At 71.3% G+C, this 17,684-nt stretch carries 13 protein-coding genes; 8 read left to right on the plus strand and 5 right to left on the minus strand.

Annotated elements, in window-relative coordinates:
• The first annotated feature begins 1 nt into the window (after position 1).
• On the plus strand, positions 2-3,052 hold the full coding sequence (locus FRAEUI1C_RS05775) for a vitamin B12-dependent ribonucleotide reductase (protein WP_013422347.1): 3,051 nt from the start codon (positions 2-4) through the stop codon (positions 3,050-3,052).
• On the opposite strand, the gene FRAEUI1C_RS40765 is transcribed toward FRAEUI1C_RS05775, so the two are convergent.
• From FRAEUI1C_RS40765 to FRAEUI1C_RS05795, 4 genes are all read right to left on the minus strand, one after another.
• Positions 3,049-3,513, minus strand: coding sequence for a HipA domain-containing protein (locus tag FRAEUI1C_RS40765; RefSeq protein ID WP_049806829.1), 465 nt, complete (start codon positions 3,511-3,513; stop codon positions 3,049-3,051). The genes FRAEUI1C_RS05775 and FRAEUI1C_RS40765 overlap by 4 nt on opposite strands.
• 166 nt (positions 3,514-3,679) lie before the next feature.
• On the minus strand, positions 3,680-4,297 hold the full coding sequence (locus tag FRAEUI1C_RS05785; protein WP_013422348.1) for an RDD family protein: 618 nt from the start codon (positions 4,295-4,297) through the stop codon (positions 3,680-3,682).
• Between the two features lie 46 nt (positions 4,298-4,343).
• A complete protein-coding gene (locus FRAEUI1C_RS05790; RefSeq protein WP_041258913.1) occupies positions 4,344-4,739 on the minus strand; it encodes a DUF2752 domain-containing protein in 396 nt (131 codons plus the stop codon).
• A 757-nt stretch (positions 4,740-5,496) separates the two neighbouring features.
• A complete protein-coding gene (locus FRAEUI1C_RS05795; protein ID WP_013422351.1) occupies positions 5,497-6,042 on the minus strand; it encodes a GtrA family protein in 546 nt (181 codons plus the stop codon).
• A gap of 276 nt (positions 6,043-6,318) precedes the next feature.
• Here FRAEUI1C_RS05795 and FRAEUI1C_RS05800 point away from each other — a divergent pair, with 276 nt between their 5' ends.
• From FRAEUI1C_RS05800 to FRAEUI1C_RS05820, 5 genes are all read left to right on the plus strand, one after another.
• Positions 6,319-6,780, plus strand: coding sequence for an SRPBCC family protein (locus FRAEUI1C_RS05800; protein ID WP_013422352.1), 462 nt, complete (start codon positions 6,319-6,321; stop codon positions 6,778-6,780).
• Positions 6,777-7,139 (plus strand): ArsR/SmtB family transcription factor, encoded by a 363-nt coding sequence (locus FRAEUI1C_RS05805; protein ID WP_013422353.1) that lies wholly within the window; start codon positions 6,777-6,779, stop codon positions 7,137-7,139. The genes FRAEUI1C_RS05800 and FRAEUI1C_RS05805 overlap by 4 nt, the downstream gene beginning before the upstream one ends.
• Before the next feature lie 20 nt (positions 7,140-7,159).
• Positions 7,160-7,606 (plus strand): SRPBCC family protein, encoded by a 447-nt coding sequence (locus tag FRAEUI1C_RS05810; RefSeq protein WP_013422354.1) that lies wholly within the window; start codon positions 7,160-7,162, stop codon positions 7,604-7,606.
• 246 nt (positions 7,607-7,852) lie between these two features.
• On the plus strand, positions 7,853-9,373 hold the full coding sequence (locus FRAEUI1C_RS05815) for an amylo-alpha-1,6-glucosidase (protein ID WP_013422355.1): 1,521 nt from the start codon (positions 7,853-7,855) through the stop codon (positions 9,371-9,373).
• 453 nt (positions 9,374-9,826) lie between these two features.
• Positions 9,827-11,101 (plus strand): RNA polymerase sigma factor, encoded by a 1,275-nt coding sequence (locus FRAEUI1C_RS05820; RefSeq protein ID WP_013422356.1) that lies wholly within the window; start codon positions 9,827-9,829, stop codon positions 11,099-11,101.
• Between the two features lie 188 nt (positions 11,102-11,289).
• On the opposite strand, the gene FRAEUI1C_RS05825 is transcribed toward FRAEUI1C_RS05820, so the two are convergent.
• Positions 11,290-13,344 carry an acetoacetate--CoA ligase gene (locus FRAEUI1C_RS05825; protein ID WP_013422357.1) on the minus strand — a complete coding sequence of 685 codons (2,055 nt, stop codon included), beginning with the start codon at positions 13,342-13,344 and terminating at the stop codon, positions 11,290-11,292.
• 231 nt (positions 13,345-13,575) lie between these two features.
• Between FRAEUI1C_RS05825 and FRAEUI1C_RS05830 the strand changes: the two genes are divergently transcribed.
• Complete coding sequence (locus FRAEUI1C_RS05830; RefSeq protein ID WP_041258916.1) at positions 13,576-14,880, plus strand: acetoin utilization protein AcuC; 1,305 nt, start codon at positions 13,576-13,578, stop codon at positions 14,878-14,880.
• The gene (locus tag FRAEUI1C_RS05835) at positions 14,865-17,501 is read left to right on the plus strand and encodes a bifunctional acetate--CoA ligase family protein/GNAT family N-acetyltransferase (RefSeq protein ID WP_013422359.1); all 2,637 of its coding nucleotides are present in this window, start codon (positions 14,865-14,867) and stop codon (positions 17,499-17,501) included. The genes FRAEUI1C_RS05830 and FRAEUI1C_RS05835 overlap by 16 nt, the downstream gene beginning before the upstream one ends.
• Positions 17,502-17,684 lie beyond the last annotated feature (183 nt).

Genomic DNA, 17,684 nt, shown 5'->3' on the forward strand with positions numbered 1-17,684 from the left:
CATGACGGAGACCCGCGGCGCGAAGCAGAAGGCCAGCTCCAACGGAAAGGCCGCCTCGACCGCCGGGAAGCCCGCCGCCGCGGGGGAGGCCGCCACGGGCGAGGCCGGCACCGCCGGTGCAACGGCCACCGGGGGTGGCGCCGCCGGGGGTGGCAAGCCCACCGCGGACGCCGGCAAGGCCGCCGGGTCCGGCAAGGCCGCCACCCCCAAGGCAGCTGCCCGCAAGCCAGGCCTGCGGATCGAACGGCGTAACACCACCGCCGGGGTGCACCCGTACGACCAGGTGACCTGGGAGTCGCGGGACGTCGTCATGACGAACTGGCGGGACGGCTCGATCAACTTCGAGCAGCGCGGCGTCGAGTTCCCGGTCAACTGGTCGATCAACGCGTCGAACATCGTCACGAGCAAGTACTTCCGGGGCGCGGTCGGCAGCCCGCAGCGTGAGTCGTCGCTCCGTCAGCTGATCGACCGGGTCGTGCACGCCTACGGGCGGACCGGCCGGGACAACGGCTACTTCGCCTCCGACGAGGACGCGGAGATCTTCGAGCACGAGCTCACCTACATGCTGTTGCACCAGATGTTCAGCTTCAACAGCCCGGTCTGGTTCAACGTCGGCACTCCGGCCCCGCAGCAGGTGAGCGCCTGCTTCATCCTCGCGGTCGACGACACGATGGAGTCGATCCTCAACTGGTACCGCGAGGAAGGCCTGATCTTCAAGGGTGGCTCGGGCTCGGGCCTGAACCTCTCCCGCATTCGTTCGTCCAAGGAGCTGCTGTCCTCGGGCGGAACGGCTTCGGGGCCGGTCAGCTTCATGCGGGGCGCTGACGCGTCGGCGGGGACCATCAAGTCCGGCGGGGCCACCCGGCGCGCCGCGAAGATGGTCGTTCTCGACGTCGACCACCCCGACATCGTCGAGTTCGTCGAGACCAAGGCGCGCGAGGAGGACAAGGTCCGCGCGCTGCGGGACGCCGGTTTCGACATGGACCTCGGCGGCAAGGACATCACCTCGGTCCAGTACCAGAACGCCAACAACTCCGTCCGCGTCACCGACGACTTCATGCGCGCGGTCCAGGACGGCATCTCGTTCGACCTGCGGGCCCGGATGGACCACCGGGTGATCGAGTCGATCGACGCCCGCGGCCTCATGCGCAAGATCGCCACGGCGGCCTGGGAATGTGCCGACCCCGGAATCCAGTACGACGGCGTCATCAACGACTGGCACACCACCCCGGAGGCCGGTCGGATCTCGGCCAGCAATCCGTGCTCGGAGTACATGCACCTGGACAACTCCAGCTGCAACCTGGCCTCGCTGAACCTGATGCGCTTCCTGCGCAGTGACCTCACCTTCGACGTCGAGGGCTTCGTCCACGCCGTCGAGCTGATCATCACCGCGATGGACATCTCGATCTGCTTCGCCGACTTCCCGACGCCCCAGATCACCGAGGTCACCCGCGCCTACCGCCAGCTCGGCATCGGCTACGCCAACCTCGGCGCGCTGCTGATGGCCTCGGCCCGCGCGTATGACTCCGAGGGGGGCCGGACGCTCGCCGCCGCGATCACCTCGTTGATGACCGGCACGGCGTACCGCCGCTCGGCCGAGCTCGCCGGTGTCGTCGGCCCGTACGACGGCTACGCCCGGGACGCAGACGGCCACCGCCGCGTCATCCGCAAGCACGCCGCCGCCAACGACGCGGTCCGCAGCGTGCACAGCGAGGACGCGCGCATCCTGGCCGCCGCCGGCCAGGAATGGGCGAAGTGCCTCACGATCGGCGAGCGCGACGGCTGGCGCAACGCCCAGGCCAGCCTGCTCGCGCCGACCGGCACCATCGGCCTGGCCATGGACTGCGACACCACCGGCATCGAGCCGGACCTGGCACTGGTCAAGATGAAGAAGCTCGTCGGCGGTGCCAGCATGAAGATCGTCAACCAGACCGTGCCGGCCGCGCTGCGGGCCCTGGGCTACACGGAGGAGACGCTCGAGGCGATCGTCGAGTACATCGCCGAGCACGGCCACGTCATCGACGCCCCCGGGCTGCGCCCCGAGCACTACGAGGTGTTCGACTGCGCGATCGGCGAGCGGGCCATCGCCCCGATCGGCCACGTCCGGATGATGGCCGCGGTGCAGCCGTTCCTGTCCGGCGCGATCTCCAAGACGGTCAACATGCCGGAGACGGCCACCGTCGAGGAGGTCGAGGAGATCTACGTCGAGGGCTGGAAGCTCGGCCTGAAGGCGCTGGCGATCTACCGGGACAACTGCAAGGTCGGTCAGCCGCTCACCGACGTCCGGGGCGCGAAGCGCTCGGTGGACGAGGCGAAGGCGATCGCCGACGCGAACGCCGGCACCAGCGCGGCGCCGGCCCCGGTCGTCCACCGACCGGTCCGCAAGCGGCTGCCGAAGACCCGCCCGTCGCAGACGGTCTCGTTCTCCGTCGGCGGCGCCGAGGGCTACATGACCGCCGGCTCCTACCCCGACAACGGCCTCGGCGAGATCTTCGTCAAGATGTCCAAGCAGGGCTCGACGCTGGCCGGCGTCATGGACGCGTTCTCGATCGCGATCTCGATCGCGCTGCAGTACGGCGTGCCGCTGGAGACCTACGTCTCGAAGTTCATCAACATGCGGTTCGAGCCGGCCGGGATGACCGACGACCCGGACATCCGGATCGCCCAGTCGCTGATGGACTACCTGTTCCGCCGCCTCGCGCTGGACTACCTGTCCGAGGAGCAGCGCGCGGAGCTCGGCATCCTGACCGCCGCCGAGCGGGCCCGCCAGATCTCGGGCCAGTACGGCGGCCCGGCCGACGCGGACCTGGCCGACCCGGCCCAGACCGAGATCGCCCCGACCACGTCCCCGGCCGCCGGCAGGTCCGGTGAGCACACCGGCCACGGTCCGGCGTTCGTCGAACTGGAACTACGCGGCGCCGCCCCCGGCCAGTCGCTGTTCGCCCAGACCGCGGTCGACGCCCCGTTGTGCTTCACCTGCGGCGTGACCATGCGCCCCGCCGGCAGCTGCTACGTCTGCGAACAGTGCGGCTCCACCAGCGGCTGCAGCTAGCCGCTCCCGACCAGGTCTGCCCCGCTCCGCACCTTGATCATGATCGCGAGTTTGGCCCTCAAATGGTTGCGACCAGGCCCGATTCGCGACCACCCGAGGGCGAAAACGGCGATCACCGCGCCGGGCCGACCTTCGCCGGGCGCAGCACTAGGGATGGGCACCTCTTGGAGTGAGTTGTGGGGTGCGGTCTGGTGGCCGCACCCCACCTGGGCGACGGCTAGGGCGACCTCGCCGTCGTTGGGCAGGTGCGCTTGGGGGACGAGGTCGTACGCGGGACTGAGGGTCATCGATCCATCGGGACGGTGCACAAGCGAGATGTCTTTCGCGTGTGGGTCGAGGTTGCCGATGGCGACGGAGACGACGACGAGGGTGAACAGTCGTCGGAGCGAGTCGTCGTCCCCGACGTTCGAAAAAAGTAGGGCGATGGAGACGCCGGCCTGCTGCGCGAGGCGGGAGAGCATCCTGGCCTCGGGAAGCAGTTCGCGGAAGAAGTTGCCTCTGGTCCTCGCGCGCCCGGGTTCGCACCGCGGTGAGCGGGATCGCGGCCCGGCGGCGGGCCGGAGTGGGCAGCTGGACCCGTCCTGGGACTCCGCGGTCCCAGGACGGGGGGCGTGCTCTCCGCGGTAATCAGGCGGGCACGACGACCGTCTTCACGATCTTGTCGGCGAGCGTCTGCCGCTTGGGGTCCCACAGCGGGAACAGGTAGCCGATGTAGCAGATGACGCTGTCGACGAAGTGGCAGAGGTCGCGGGCGAACGCCATCGCGGGTCCGATCGGCTGGCCGGTGACCTCGCTGACGAGTCGGATGTTCAGCGTCTTGCGGCCCAGCGACTGACCGGTCCTGCCGGCCTGGATCCATCGGTTGTAGACGATCCAGCCGAGCGAGGCCAGCCAGAGGATGACCAGGAGCACCACCGCCGGCCCGCGGAGGATCGATCCGAACAGGACCAACACGACGATCTGTGGCAACACGTCGATGAGGTATGCGCCGACTCGCTGGGCCCAACTGGCGTAGGCGCCCGGCCCCGCCGGCTGGCCGGGTCCGTAGCCCGGCACGGGCTGCGGGTACGGGTTGGGCTGGTAGTAGCCGCCCTGACCGGGCTGCTGGTACTGGCCGGGCTGCTGGTACTGATCGGCCGGCGGGTACTGGCCAGGCTGCGGGTACTGCGGGTACTGGCCGGGCGGGGGCTGCTGGCCCCACTGCGGCGGAGTCGGCTCGGACGGGGGTGGGTTGTAGCCGGTCACGGTCGGCCTTTCTGAGAAGAGCGGTCCTGCATGGATTGGCGACCGCCTAGCTGAAGTGGTACCGATGCAGCTGGAAAAGCCAGCTGAGAGCCACGACGACGTAGGCCGAGTACCGGGTCCGCGCACGCGCGGCGGCGGACCAGGGGCGTGGCGGTGGCGCCAGGCCGAGGAACCGGGCGGCCAGGATCGGCGTCGTCGCGGTCACCAATGCCGCCGCGAGATAGACAAGAGGGTTGGTGCTCGCGGCAGCAGCCCATTCGCCGTGGGTCAGCGCGACCGTCGCGGTCGTCAGCCCGCAGAACGGACACGGCAGGCCGGTCAGCGCGCGCAGTGGACAGGAAAGCCCCCGCCCGCCCGTGTGTGCCATGATCGTCGGGTAGATCGCCCCGATCAGGCCCGCACCCAGCGCGGCCATCGTGATGTGCTCGGGAACCGAGTACATCCTCCGCAACATCGCCGGCATCCCCCATGTACCCGCAGACGGCATTCGCCGCATGCTAGGTGAAGTCATGCCCATCCGCAATGTCGGAAATTTTGCTTGTTACATGATTTGCGGCGCGCTCGGTGACCGCGACGAGACCCGCGTCGACAACCAGTCGCTGATCGGCGTGTGTGGATGACGCAGGCGCGGCCAATGGTCGCGATGCGTGACGCAGGGCCGCGTGGTGTCGGTGGCCGGCCTCTGGCGACGCTTCGCGCGGGCATTGTCAGCCCTCGACCGTTCGGGCCGGCGCGACCTTGTCCTTGACCCCGATGAGGGAGTTTGTTGCCGGTGTTGGGTTTGTTGTCGATGAGGCGTGTTGGAGGTGAGTCGGAACGTGGGCTACCCCGGCGGTTCGGCGGGGTCGAGCGCCGGTTGCTCGAGTTCGCCGGAAGGGCCGCGGGCCGCGAATAAGTACCCGCCGCCAGCTTGACCGGCCCGGCCGGTGGTGGCCAATCCTTCGCCACTGGCTGGGCTACTGAAAACCAATGCGAATGCGCTGTAATGAATGAGTCACCGCGCCCTGCCGTCGATACCGACGTCCTGGGTGTCTAGTGCCGCCTCCGCCTCCGGCAGAGTTCACCCGTTTCGGCGTCCCCATGATCGTTGTTTCGGCCCTCCGGTGGTCGTTACCGGGGCTGTTTCGTAGACACCAGAGGGCGAAAACGGTGATCAAGGTGACGGGCGGACCCTGGCCGTCACGGTACTGGCTTCGGGGTCAGGCTTCCCGCGGGCTGTTACCCCTGGGGCTCGGGCTTCCTCGGTCCGGGAAGACGACCCAGCGCATGACGCAGTACATGTAGATCGCCTCGCACGAACCCCCTGCGAGCCGGGCGATGTGGTATTCGACGCCGAGGTGGGCGAGGCCGTCGGTAACGCCCAGGATGAACGCCGCGTAGTTGATGCCGATGGCGACGAGGTAGAGCGTGACCTGCCCGCCGACCGGACCGTGGGAGCGGAAGTTGAAGCGGCGGTTCAGCAGGAAGCTCAGCCCGAAGGCCACCAGGTAGGACAGCGTGATCACGGCGGGAAGCGGCCAGTGCAGGCCAGAACGGAAGACCGTCAGCAGGCTGAGGTCGACGGTGAACGTGAACCCGTTGATCACAGCGAAGCCGAGAATACTGGGAGTGACGATCCGCGAAAGCCCGAACGGAAGACGCCGGGAGACGCTCTCCGTCGCGGCCTGAAACCGCCCGGTGCGCGCGGCGGGAACGGCCGCGGCGTCCGGCCGTTCGACGACCGTCTGACCGGCTGGCTCGACCACGGGCCTTGGCCCTTCCTGCCGATGAGTACGTCTGCCGCCGGAGACGCTACTGCCCGATGGCGACTTTTCGGTGACCAGACCTGGAAGAAGGGGGCGTCGGTAGGGCAGTCGCGAGGCGTGGAGGGTGCGCGGCCGGGCCGGGTGGCCTGGGCTGCCTGGTCGCCCTCGGCGATCGCTCCAGCGGCGACCCCGGCACTCGTTGGAAGCAACCTATGGTTGCGTAAGTCGGCTCCTCCGGCTAACCTGACGTGCAACCAAGTGTTGCAGGAGGTTGACGTGGAGCTGGGAACCATCGAGCGCGAGATCTTTATCGACGCCTCGCCCGAGGTCGTCTTCGAGGTGGTGAGCAGTCCCGACCACCTGAAGGAATGGTGGCCGGACGACGCCAGCTACGAGCCGGCCCCCGGGTCCACCGGGGAGATCGTCTTCGGGGACCGCGACACGGGCGGCACCGTGGTGGCGTTCACCGTGCTCGAGGTGCGGCCGCCGAGCACCTTCTCCTTCCGGTGGACGCATCCGGCCGACCAGCCGGCGGCCGTGGGGAACTCGCTGCTGGTCACGTTCGAGCTGGCGCCGTCGGGCGCCGGGACGCTGCTGAAGATGACCGAGACCGGCTTCCGGGAGCTCGGCTGGGAGGCCGCCGTCCTGGAGCACCAGTACAAGGACCACGTCAGCGGCTGGGACTTCTACCTGCCGCGGCTGGAGCGGTACGTCGCGGCGCTCGGGGTGCGGCGGTGAGCACGGCGGTGGCCGAGCGGGTCGACGACGACCTCTGGTCCGCGATCGGGGACCCGACCCGCCGTCGCCTGCTCGACCTGCTGCTCATCGACGGCGACGGCACCGCGACCACGCTGAGCCAGCAGCTGCCGGTCACCCGCCAGGCGGTGGCCAAGCACCTCGGCGTCCTGGACCGGGTCGGCCTGGTCCAGTCGGCGCCGGCCGGCCGGGAGAAGCGCTACCGGGTGGACGACGCCCAGCTCGCCCGTGCCGTCGCCCAGCTGGCGTCGGTCGGATCGGCCTGGGACGCCCGGCTGCGGCGGATCAAGCGGATCGCCGAGACCATCCAGCGCGCCGAGGCCGACGGGCAGCAGGACTGACGAGACCAAGGAGAACCGAGATGGTGGACATCCTGCACAGGGTCGGGGTCAAGGCCGTGACTCCGGAGAAGGTCTACGAGGCGCTGACGACCGTCGAGGGCCTCGCCGGCTGGTGGACCGACGACACGAAGGGCGACGGCGACGTCGGGGGAGTGCTGCAGTTCCGGTTCCCGCCCGTCGGCGGGTTCGACATGCGGGTCGTCGAACTGCTGCCGCCCGAGCGGGTGGCGTGGCGGGTGGTCGACGGCCCCGAGGAATGGGTCGGCACGACGATCGACTGGGAGCTGCGCCAGAGCGGCGACTACACGATCGTGCTGTTCAGCCACGAGGGCTGGCGGGAGCCAGGGGAGTTCATGCACCACTGCAGCACGAAATGGGGCTCGTTCCTGCTGAGCCTGAAGGCGCTGCTGGAGACCGGCGTCGGCGCGCCGGCGCCGCGGGACATGGAGATAAGTGACTGGCACTGACCAGGCGTAGGGGCGGCCGGAAGATCTTCGGTCTCCAGAGGGCCTTCCGTGGGTCTTCCGGCGCCCCAGGCGGGCGACTCGCGGACCCTGCGGCCGGCCGCCCATCTCCGGTGGAAATTGGCCGTTTCGAGGTAACGTGCCTGGTAGATGGCCTAATGGTCCGCGCGGGGCAAGAAACTCCGTGACCGCGGCTGCTTGTAACGGGTTGCCGGCTCCGACGCAACAGTAGCTGGATACCCTCGCACGATGCCCGCTCCGACGTCCGCTGGTTCCTCAGTCCCCACGTTGCCCCCTGACCTGCAGTCTCTGCGCGCCACAGCGGTAGAGGTGCTGCGCGGCAACGACCTTGGCGACGTCACCAGGCCGTCCCCCACCCTGTATCCACACCAGTGGCTGTGGGACTCATGTTTCATCGCGATCGGGCTGCGCCACATCGACCCGGCCCGGGCCGCGGCCGAGGTGCTCTCGCTGCTGCGCGGCCAGTGGCCGAACGGCATGATCCCGCACGTGATCTTCGCCGAGGTCGACGACTTCTACCACGCCGGCCCGCAGCGGTGGCGGATCGACCGGGTCACCACGACGGCGTCGGGCGCGCTGAGCACCGGCATCACCCAGCCGCCGATGATCGCGGAGGCCGCCCTGCGGGTCGGCGAGATGCTCGACCCGAAGGCCCGCGCGGACTTCTACCGGGCCCTGCTGCCCGGCCTGATCCGCTTCCACGAGTTCCTGCACTTCGAGCGTGACCCGGATGACGACGGCCTGGTCACGCTGGTGCACTCCTGGGAGTCGGGGATGGACAACACCCCGCCCTGGATGGAGGCGACGCTTCCGATCACGCCGCGCCGGGTGAACGTGCTCAAGCGGCTGGGCGCCGCGGAGGCGCTGGACGCGATGCGGCGGGACTCCAAGGAGGTCCCGGCGGAGGAGCGTCTCACCTCGGCCGAGCTCTTCACCCTCTACCGGGTGGTCCGGGAACTGCGCCGCAGCGGGTACGCCTTCCGGAACATCCGGGAGACCGATGTGCCGCTCGTGCAGGACGTCGCGTTCAACGCGATCCTCGTCCGGGCCGACGACCATCTGGTCGAGATCGCCGCCGAGGCCGGCGTGAAGCTGTCCAGGCGGCTGACCCGTCAGATGCGCCGCTGCCGCGAGGCGATGGAGCGGCTCTGGTCGTCCTCGACCTACTACAGCCGTGACTTCCGGACCGGCGAGCTGCTGCGTCACGAGACCGTCGGCGGTTTCCTGCCGCTGTACGCGGGCGTCGTTCCCGAGGACCGGGTCGACGTGCTGGTCAAGGCGATGACCTCGCCGCGGTACTGGCCCCGCTACGGCGTCGCGAGCGTTCCCGCCGACGACCCGGTGTTCGAGCCGCGCTGCTACTGGCAGGGGCCGGTCTGGATCAACATCAACTGGCTGCTCGCCGACGGCCTGGAGCGCTACGGCCGTCTGGACGCGGCGCGCGAGCTGCGCGCGAACGTGCTGAACCTGATCGTCAACTCGGGGGAGATGTTCGAGTACTACTCCCCGCTGGACGGCTCGGGCGCCGGCAGTAACAGCTTCTCGTGGACCGCGGCGCTGCTGGTCGACCTGCTGGCCCGCGAGGACCTGCCGGAGATCCAGGCCGTGGCGGCGCGGATGGCGGGCGGGCGCGAGGGCGTCACCGGGGTGCCGGGCGCCCGGCGGGCGGGCGACGACGCGCTGCTCGGCCGGTCCGCCGGAACCGGGGCTCGCGGCGGTGCCGGGGGCGTGGACGGCGAGAACGGCTGAGCCACGGGGGCTCGGCGCGCCGAGCGGTCACGGACCCGGTGTGGGGTGGATCACAAATGCGGAGTCGTTACACGCCGTGCGGAGGGTACTCCGTCTGATGCTGGACGTGTGACGCTCGAAGGTGGGACGGCAACCGTCTACACGTGACGTGTGTTTCTGTGCAGAGGGTGCCGCCCCAACCGCGAGGCGTTGTGAAAAGCGTCCGAGGGGCGTGTGCTGTAGGGAAGAACTGCCTAGATAGTTCGTCGTTTCAGCCACAACGGCCGATCGGCGGGGTAGTCTTCGCGACAAGCGAGTACAGCGTCCCGAGGTCGAGGGTCTACACTGCGGCGTAGGCCCGGCGTTCGCTGCCGTCCGGCTGTGCCTGCGCGGGGAATCGGTTCGCGTCGTCAGACGTTACCTCCACGTGCAAGGACGACGACCCACTCGCACCGACCTTCGGATCTATCACTGATGACGCTGTCTGCTCTGGAACTTCACGACGACGCCCCGCGCGCGCGTACCAGCGCGCGGCGCCCGCGTCGGTCGACTTCCGCTGCCCGTACTTCTTCCGCCCGTACCTTGACGGCAGTCGCCGAGGACATTGACGAGCTCGACGTCAGCGCTGTCGCGGAGCTCATTGCCCGCGGCCGCGACTCCGGCGAGGTCAGCCGGTCCGAGCTGCGCGAGGCCCTCGAGTCCGCCGACGTCGGCGTCGAGCTGCTGCCCGCGCTGGTCGCCCGGCTCGTCGCGGCCGGCGTCGAGGTGGTCGAGGAGGAGGACGGCGCGGAGCGATCCGCTGCCCCGTCCGAGACCGGCCGTGTGACGGCCGAGCACGCTGGCACCGCCGACCTCGTGCGCATGTACCTGCGCGAGATCGGCCGGGTCCCGCTGCTCAACGCCGCCCAGGAGGTCGAGCTATCCAAGCGCGTCGAGGCTGGCCTGTTCGCCGAGCACAAGCTCGCCACGGCGGCCGACCTCGAGCCCGAGCTGCACCGTGACCTGAAGCTGCTGGTCCGCGACGGCGAGGCCGCCAAGCAGCAGCTGGTCTCGGCCAACCTGCGTCTGGTCGTCTCGGTCGCCAAGAAGTACAGCGGCCGTGGCATGACGCTGCTGGACCTGGTGCAGGAGGGGAACCTCGGCCTCATCCGCGCGGTCGAGAAATTCGACTACGCCAAGGGCTACAAGTTCTCCACCTACGCGACCTGGTGGATTCGCCAGGCCATCGGCCGCGCCTTGGCCGACCAGGCCCGGACGATCCGGATCCCCGTTCACGTGGTCGAGCAGATCAACAAGATCACTCGGTTGCAGCGCCAGCTCGTCTCCACGCTCGGTCGCGAGCCGACAGACGAGGAACTGGCGCTCGAGCTCGACATGCCGCTCGAGCAGGTCGTGGAACTGCGCCGGTACGCGCAGGACACGGTCAGCCTGGAGACCACCGTCGGTGACGACGGCGACTCCGTGCTCGGCGACTTCATCGAGGACTCGGACGCGACCTCGCCGGCGGACGCCGCCTCGTACGGCGCCATGCAGGACGAGATCGACCACGTGCTCGGCAACCTGTCCCCGCGCGAGCGGGAGGTGATGCGCCTGCGGTTCGGCCTCGCCGACGGCAAGCAGCACACCCTGGCGGAGGTGGGCAACCGCCTCGGCCTCACCCGCGAGCGCATCCGCCAGATCGAACGCGACACCCTGCGAGAGCTCCGCAAGCCCGCCGTAGCAGGCCGCCTGCGCGAGTTTCTCGACTAGCAAGAGCTAGTCGAAGGCCCGTCCCCACACAGGGGGACGGGCCTTCTTCGTTTGCACCCCGGCCCCATTCGCGACGCGCAGCGGCAGGCGCCCGTGAGCGGAGGAGGACGCGGCGCGGAGGTCCCTTGGGAGCGAAGCGAGCAAGGGACCTCCGCGCCGCGCCCGGACGGAGCGAACCAGAAACCCCCCTATCGGATGAACGGGGCAAGTGCCTCGGGGTTGGCGATGGCGGCGAGGCTGACGGCGCGGTCGAGGGGGACTCCGGCCAGGAGGCGCTTGACCGGGACCTCCAGCTTCTTGCCGGTCAGTGTGCGGGGGACGTCGAGGATCTCGATCACGCGGTCGGGCACGTGCCGGGGGGAGAGCTCGGCGCGGATCTCGGCCTTGAGCGCGGCCGCCCGTTGCTCGGTCAGCGTGCCTCGCCTGGTCATCACGACGAACAGCAGCAGCTGGCCGGCCTGGCGCGGGCCCGCCGAGGTGTCGACGACCAGGCTGTCGCGCACGCCGTCGGACCGCTCCACCACCCGGTAGAGCTCGGCGGTGCCCAGCCGGATGCCGCCACGGTTGAGGGTCGCGTCCGAGCGGCCCTCGACGACCACGCCACCGGACGGGGTCAGCCGGGCGAAGTCGCCGTGCCGCCAGACTCCGGGGTACGTCGAGTAGTAGCTGTCCCGCAGCCGGGAGCCGTCCCGGTCGCCCCAGAACAGCAGCGGCATGGACGGCATCGGCGCCGTCACCACCAGCTCGCCGACCTCGTCGACCAGCGGTTTGCCCGCCTCGTCGAAGACGTCGACCGCGCAGCCGAGCGCCCGGCCGCCCATCTCGCCGGCGCGCACCGGGGTGGTCGGCAGCGCGGCGGCCAGCGGCCCGCACACGTCGGTGCCGCCGCTGATCGAGGTGAGCAGGACGTCGGGCTTCACCGAGTCGTACACCCAGGCATAGCCGTCGGTGGACAGCGGCGAGCCGGTGGAGCCGACGGTCCGCAGCGTCGACATGTCGGCGACGACGCAGGGGGACAGGCCCTTGCCCAGGCAGTCGTGGATGAACGCGGCCGACACCCCCAGGCAGGTCAGCTCCAGGGCCTCGACCAGCCGCCACAGCGTGGAGTTGTCCGGGAACGTCGGGCTGCCGTCATAGAGGACGATCGTCGAGCCGACCAGCATGCCGGAGATGAGAAAGTTCCACATCATCCAGCCGGTTGTGGTGAACCAGCAGAATCGATCGTCCGGGCCCAGATCGAGGTGTAGCGCCAGGGATTTGAGGTGCTCGAGGAGGATTCCGCCGTGGCTGTGCACGATGGGCTTCGGAAGGCCGGTCGTGCCGGACGAGTAGAGAATCCACAACGGCGCGGCGAACGGCATCGGCTCGAAGGTCGGGGTCTCTTCCAGGCCGATCACGAGCTCGTCCCACCAGGTCATCCCGGGCAGCCGCATCCGGATCGCGCGCTCGACGACATCGGCGGCCACGTAGGGCACGACGACGGTGGCGGCCAGTTCCGGCAGCGACTCCACGAGCTCGCCGATGTTGTGCAGGATGTCGTGCGGCGTGCCGTTGTAGGTGTAGCCGTCGACGACGATCAGTACCTTCGGGGCGATCTGGCTGAAACGGTCGGCCAGCCCGGAGGGGCCGAAATCCGGCGAGCAGCTCGACCAGACGGCGCCGATGCTGGCAGTGGCGAGCATCGCGATCACCGCGTGCGCGCAGTTCGGCAAAACCGCCGCGACCCGGTCGCCGCGATGAACGCCCAGCCTGCGTAGTCCGGCAGCGCACCGGGCGACCTGGCGGCGCATCTCGTCCCAGGACAGCACGACCGTGGCCGCGTCCTCCCGGATCGCGATCACCGCGGGCTCCGGGCCCCGGCGGCCGAGCGCGTTCTCGGCGTAGTTCACCTTCGCGCCCGGGAACCAGGTGGCGCCGGGCATCCGGGCATTGGCCAGCGCCGGGCCGTCGCCGCGCTCGCCGCGCAGGCCGCAGAAGGTCCAGATCGAGTCCCAGAACGGGCCCAGCTCGGTGGCCGACCAGCGCCACAGCTCGTGCTCGTCGGCGAACCGCTTCCCGTACTCGGCGGCGACGAACTCCCGGTAGTGCGTCACGCCGGAGTCGCGGACCCGTTCCGGCGAGGGTTCCCAGAGCAGCGATCCCTCACGGACCCCCTCGTTGGGCCCATCCGCGCCGTCGGGGGTCTGCGTGTACTGGTTGCCCGCCACCCGACCGACCCTAGTGAATCGGAGCCGACATTCCATCGCTCGCCACCACACACCGGGCGGGAAGTAATCTCCCACGCTTCTGCGGCCACCCGGTTCAAACAGGTCGTAGCGCCCTGGAAACCCCGCGCAATGGCCGGGCCCGGCCTCGGGACGGAACGGGCGGGCTCCGTCACCCGCGGGGCGGCCGGTGACCGCCGGTCGCGGGTGATGACCGGGCGCCACGCCAGGTCCGCTCCACGCCAGGCACGAGAGAGCTACCGTCGCGGTATGGACGCGAGCGGCGGCGAATCCGGCGAGCCGGTGGAGCCGGGCCCCGAGCCGGCGGAGTCCGGGCGGGACACGCTGGTGGTCTGGGATGACGGCATGCTCGGGTACGACTTCGGCCCGCACCACCCGATGCACCCGGTGCGCCTCGCGCTGACCATGGACCTGGCGGCGCGGACCGGCGTGCTCGCCACCCCGGGCCTGACGAGGGCCGGCGGGTCGCTCGCGACCGACCAGCTGATCGAGCTGGTCCACGACCCCGCCTACGTCGCCGCCGTCCGCCACGTCGGCGCACCCGGCGGCGGCAACCCACGGCTGGCCGCGATGTTCGCGCTCGGCACCTCCGACAACCCGGTGTTCCGCGGCATGCACGAGGCCGCGGCGACGGCGACCGGCGCGACCCTGACGGCTGCCAGGGCGGTCTGGTCGGGCACCCACCGGCACGCGGTGACGATCGCCGGCGGCCTGCACCACGCGATGCGGGCCGGCGCGAGCGGCTTCTGCGTCTACAACGACCCGGCCGTCGCGATCGCCTGGCTGCTGGCCAACGGGGCCAGCCGGGTCGCCTACGTCGACGTCGACGTCCACCACGGCGACGGGGTCCAGAACGCCTTCTACGACGACCCGCGGGTGCTGACGATCTCCCTGCACCAGTCGGGCCGGACGCTGTTCCCCGGCACCGGCTTCCCGCGGGAGAGCGGCGCCGGTGACGGCGAGGGCACGGCGGTGAACGTCGCGTTGCCGCCCGGCACCGACGACGCCGGCTGGCTGCGCGCGTTCTCCGGGGTCGTGCCGGTGCTGCTGCGCCAGTTCCGTCCGGACGTGCTGGTCACCCAGCACGGCTGCGACACCCACGCGCTCGACCCGCTGGCCGACCTGCGCCTGACCGTGGACGGCCAGCGGGCCTCCTACCTGGCCCTGCACGAGCTGGCCCACGAGGTCGCCGGCGGTCGCTGGGTCGCCTGCGGCGGCGGTGGGTACGCGCTGGACACGGTGGTCCCGCGGGCCTGGACGCACCTGCTGGCGATCGCGGCGCACGCGCCGGTGCCGGTCGAGCGCGCGCTGCCGACCGAGTGGCGTGAGGCGGCGCCCGGCCGGGTCAACGTCGCCACCGGGCGGGGGCCGGCGCAGGACGACGCGGCCGTCGACGCGATGCCGACCGCGTTCGGCGACGGCGGCGGTCCCGTCACCTACCGCGGCTGGGACGCCGGCGAGGGAGACCCGGACGACCCGCTGGACCGGGCGGTCGCCGAGACCCGCCGCGAGATCCTGCCGCTGCATGGTCTCGACCCGTGGCGAGACCGCTGAGCGCCGTGGGGTACCCGGCCGGCTGGGAAGCCGACGTGATCCTCTCCGACGGGGGCACCGCGCACATCCGGCCGATCCTGGCCAGCGACGGGCCCCGGCTGCTGGACTTCTGGGACCGGCTGTCGGAGCGGTCGATCTACCTGCGGTTCTTCGGGGTGCGCCGTGGCCTGTCGCCGGCGGACGTCGAGCGGTTCACCGTGGTCGACCAGTCGGTGCGCGGGGCCCTGATCGCGCTCATCGGCGAGGACATGGTCGCGCTCGCCCACTGGGAGGGGACCCCGGCGCCCCCCGAGGACGGCGCCTCGCTGCCGGTCGCCCGGTCCGGTCCGGACGTCGAGGCGCCGGTCCGCCCCGCGCCGGCCGCCGAGGTCGCCTTCCTGGTCGAGGACGCGCAGCAGGGCCGCGGCGTCGGTTCGGTGCTGCTGGAGCACCTGGCGGCGGCGGCGTGGGAGCGCGGCGTGCGCCGGTTCGACGCGGACGTGCTCGCCGAGAACCAGACCATGGTGCGGGTGTTCCTGGACGCCGGCTACAAGGTCTCCCGGCGGTGGGACTCCGGCGCGGTCCGGCTGTCGTTCGACATCGAGCCGACGCAGATGTCCGTCGACGTGATGCGGGCCCGCGAGCATCGGGCCGAGGCCGCGTCGATCGGCCGGCTGCTGCGCCCCCGCGCGGTGGCGGTCCTCGGCGCGTCCCGGCGCCCCGGCGCGACCGGCAACGCGGTGCTGCGCAACCTGCTGGACGGCGGGTTCGCCGGCCCGGTCTACCCGGTGAACCCGGCGGCCGCGGCGGACCCGGGCGCGGTCTCGTCGGTCCGGGCCTTCGCGCGGGTCGAGGACATCGACGGCCCGGTCGACCTCGCGGTGCTGTGCGTGCCACCCGCCGAGACCACGGAGGTCGTCGAGGCCTGCGGGCGCCACGGCGTGCGCGGCCTGGTCGTGATCACCGACCTGCGCGACGAGCCGGCCGAGGCGACGCTCGCCGCCGCCGCGCGCGCCGCCGGGATGCGAGTGGTCGGACCTGCGAGCCTCGGCATCCAGAACCCCGCCGCGGGGCTGAATGCGTCGTTGACGGGTCAGATGCCGCCACCCGGACGGATCGGGTGCTATTCGCAGTCCGGGCCGCTGGGGACCGCGATGCTGACCGCGGCGGAGACCCGCGGTCTGGGCATGTCGGTCTTCGTCTCGGCCGGCGACCGCGCCGACATCTCGGGCAACGACATGCTGCAGTACTGGGAGGACGACCCGGCGACCGAGGTCGCGCTGCTGCACCTGGAGACGTTCGGCAACCCGCGCAAGTTCGCCCGGCTGGCCCGCCGGGTCGGGCGCAGGACCCCGGTGGTGGTCGTGCGGGCCGGGCGTTCTGAGCTGGACAGCGCGCTGCTGCGGCAGGCCGGCGTGATCTCCGTGGACCGGGTGTCGGCCGGCTTCGACGTCGCGCAGCTGCTCGCCAGCCAGCCGCTGCCGCGGGGCCGGCGGGTGACCGTCATCGGCGACTCGCGCGCGCTGGTCCGGCTCACCGTCGAGGCGGCGGAGGCCGCCGGTCTCACCGTCGAGTCCGTCCTGCTGAAGCTCGGCAGCGCCCCGGAGCCGTTCGCGGCGGCCATGCGGACCGCGGCCGCGACCTCGGACGCGCTGATGGTCACCGTCGCCCCGCTGCCGCCGCAGCCGGTCGTGCCACTGGCCGTCGCCGTCGCGGCCGCCGCGGCGACGCTGGACATCCCGGTTCTCGCGGGCGTGCTCGGCGGGACCCGGATCCCGGAGCTGGGCGCCGTGCCGGCCTACCCGTCGCCGGAGGGAGCGGTCGCCGCGCTGCGCCAGGTGGTCTCCTACGCCCGCTGGCGATCCCGGCCGCTGGGGGCCGTCCCACCGCTGGAGGCCGACCTCGACGCGGCCCGCGCGCTGGTCGCCGGCCGGTCCGGGCCTCTCGACGACGAGGCGGGCACCGCGCTGCTGGCCTGCTACGGCGTCGAGGTCGAGCCGATGGTCAAGGTCGACAGCGCGGACGCCGCCGTCGAGGCGGCGAGCCGGCTCGGCTGGCCGGCGGTGCTGAAGGCCCGCTCCCGGCCCTACCGGCACCGTCCGGAGCTGGGCGGACAGCGGCTCGGGCTGCTGGACGAGGCGGCGGTGCGGGCCGCCTGGGCCTCGCTGCGCGACCGGGTCGGGCCGGACGCGCCGCTGGTCGTGCAGCGGCAGGCCGCGACCGGGGTTCCCGTCGTGCTCGGCTCGGAGGAACACCCCAGGTACGGCCCGCTGGTGTCGTTCGGGCTCGCGGGCCCGACGACCGACCTGCTCGGCGACCGGGCGTACCACATCCTGCCGCTCACGGACGTGGACGCGGAACGGCTGGTGTCGTCGGTGCGGGCCGCGCCCCTGCTGTCCGGGTACCGCGGCTCCGAGCCGGTGGACGTGGCCGCGCTGCGGGAGCTGATCCTGCGGCTGGCCCGGCTGGCCGACGACCTGCCGGACGTGGCCCGGCTGATGCTGGACCCGGTGATCGTGTCCGTGCGCGGCGTGACGGTGCTGTCGGCCGAGGTCGTCGCCGGGCCGCCGCCGCGGCGCGCGGACGCCGGGCCCCGGCGCTACTGGACGGCTCCGGTCCGGGCCGTCGACCCGATCTCCTGACGGTCGCTCGCCGCGCGCCGCCGGCAGTCAGGAGCGTCACATTCATCCGCCGGGCCCCGGCGGATGGGTCGCTACCCGTCGTCGTAATGTCCCATTCGGTGAGAACCGGGCCGCGAACCGGCGCAAACCGGCTTTCCGGCTGCGCTTCGTGGCGGCCTGGGTCGGCTGCCAGCGCTGCTCGGA

Origin of the sequence: Pseudofrankia inefficax (genome assembly GCF_000166135.1) — a bacterium.
Classification (GTDB): Bacteria; Actinomycetota; Actinomycetes; order Frankiales; family Frankiaceae; genus Pseudofrankia; species Pseudofrankia inefficax.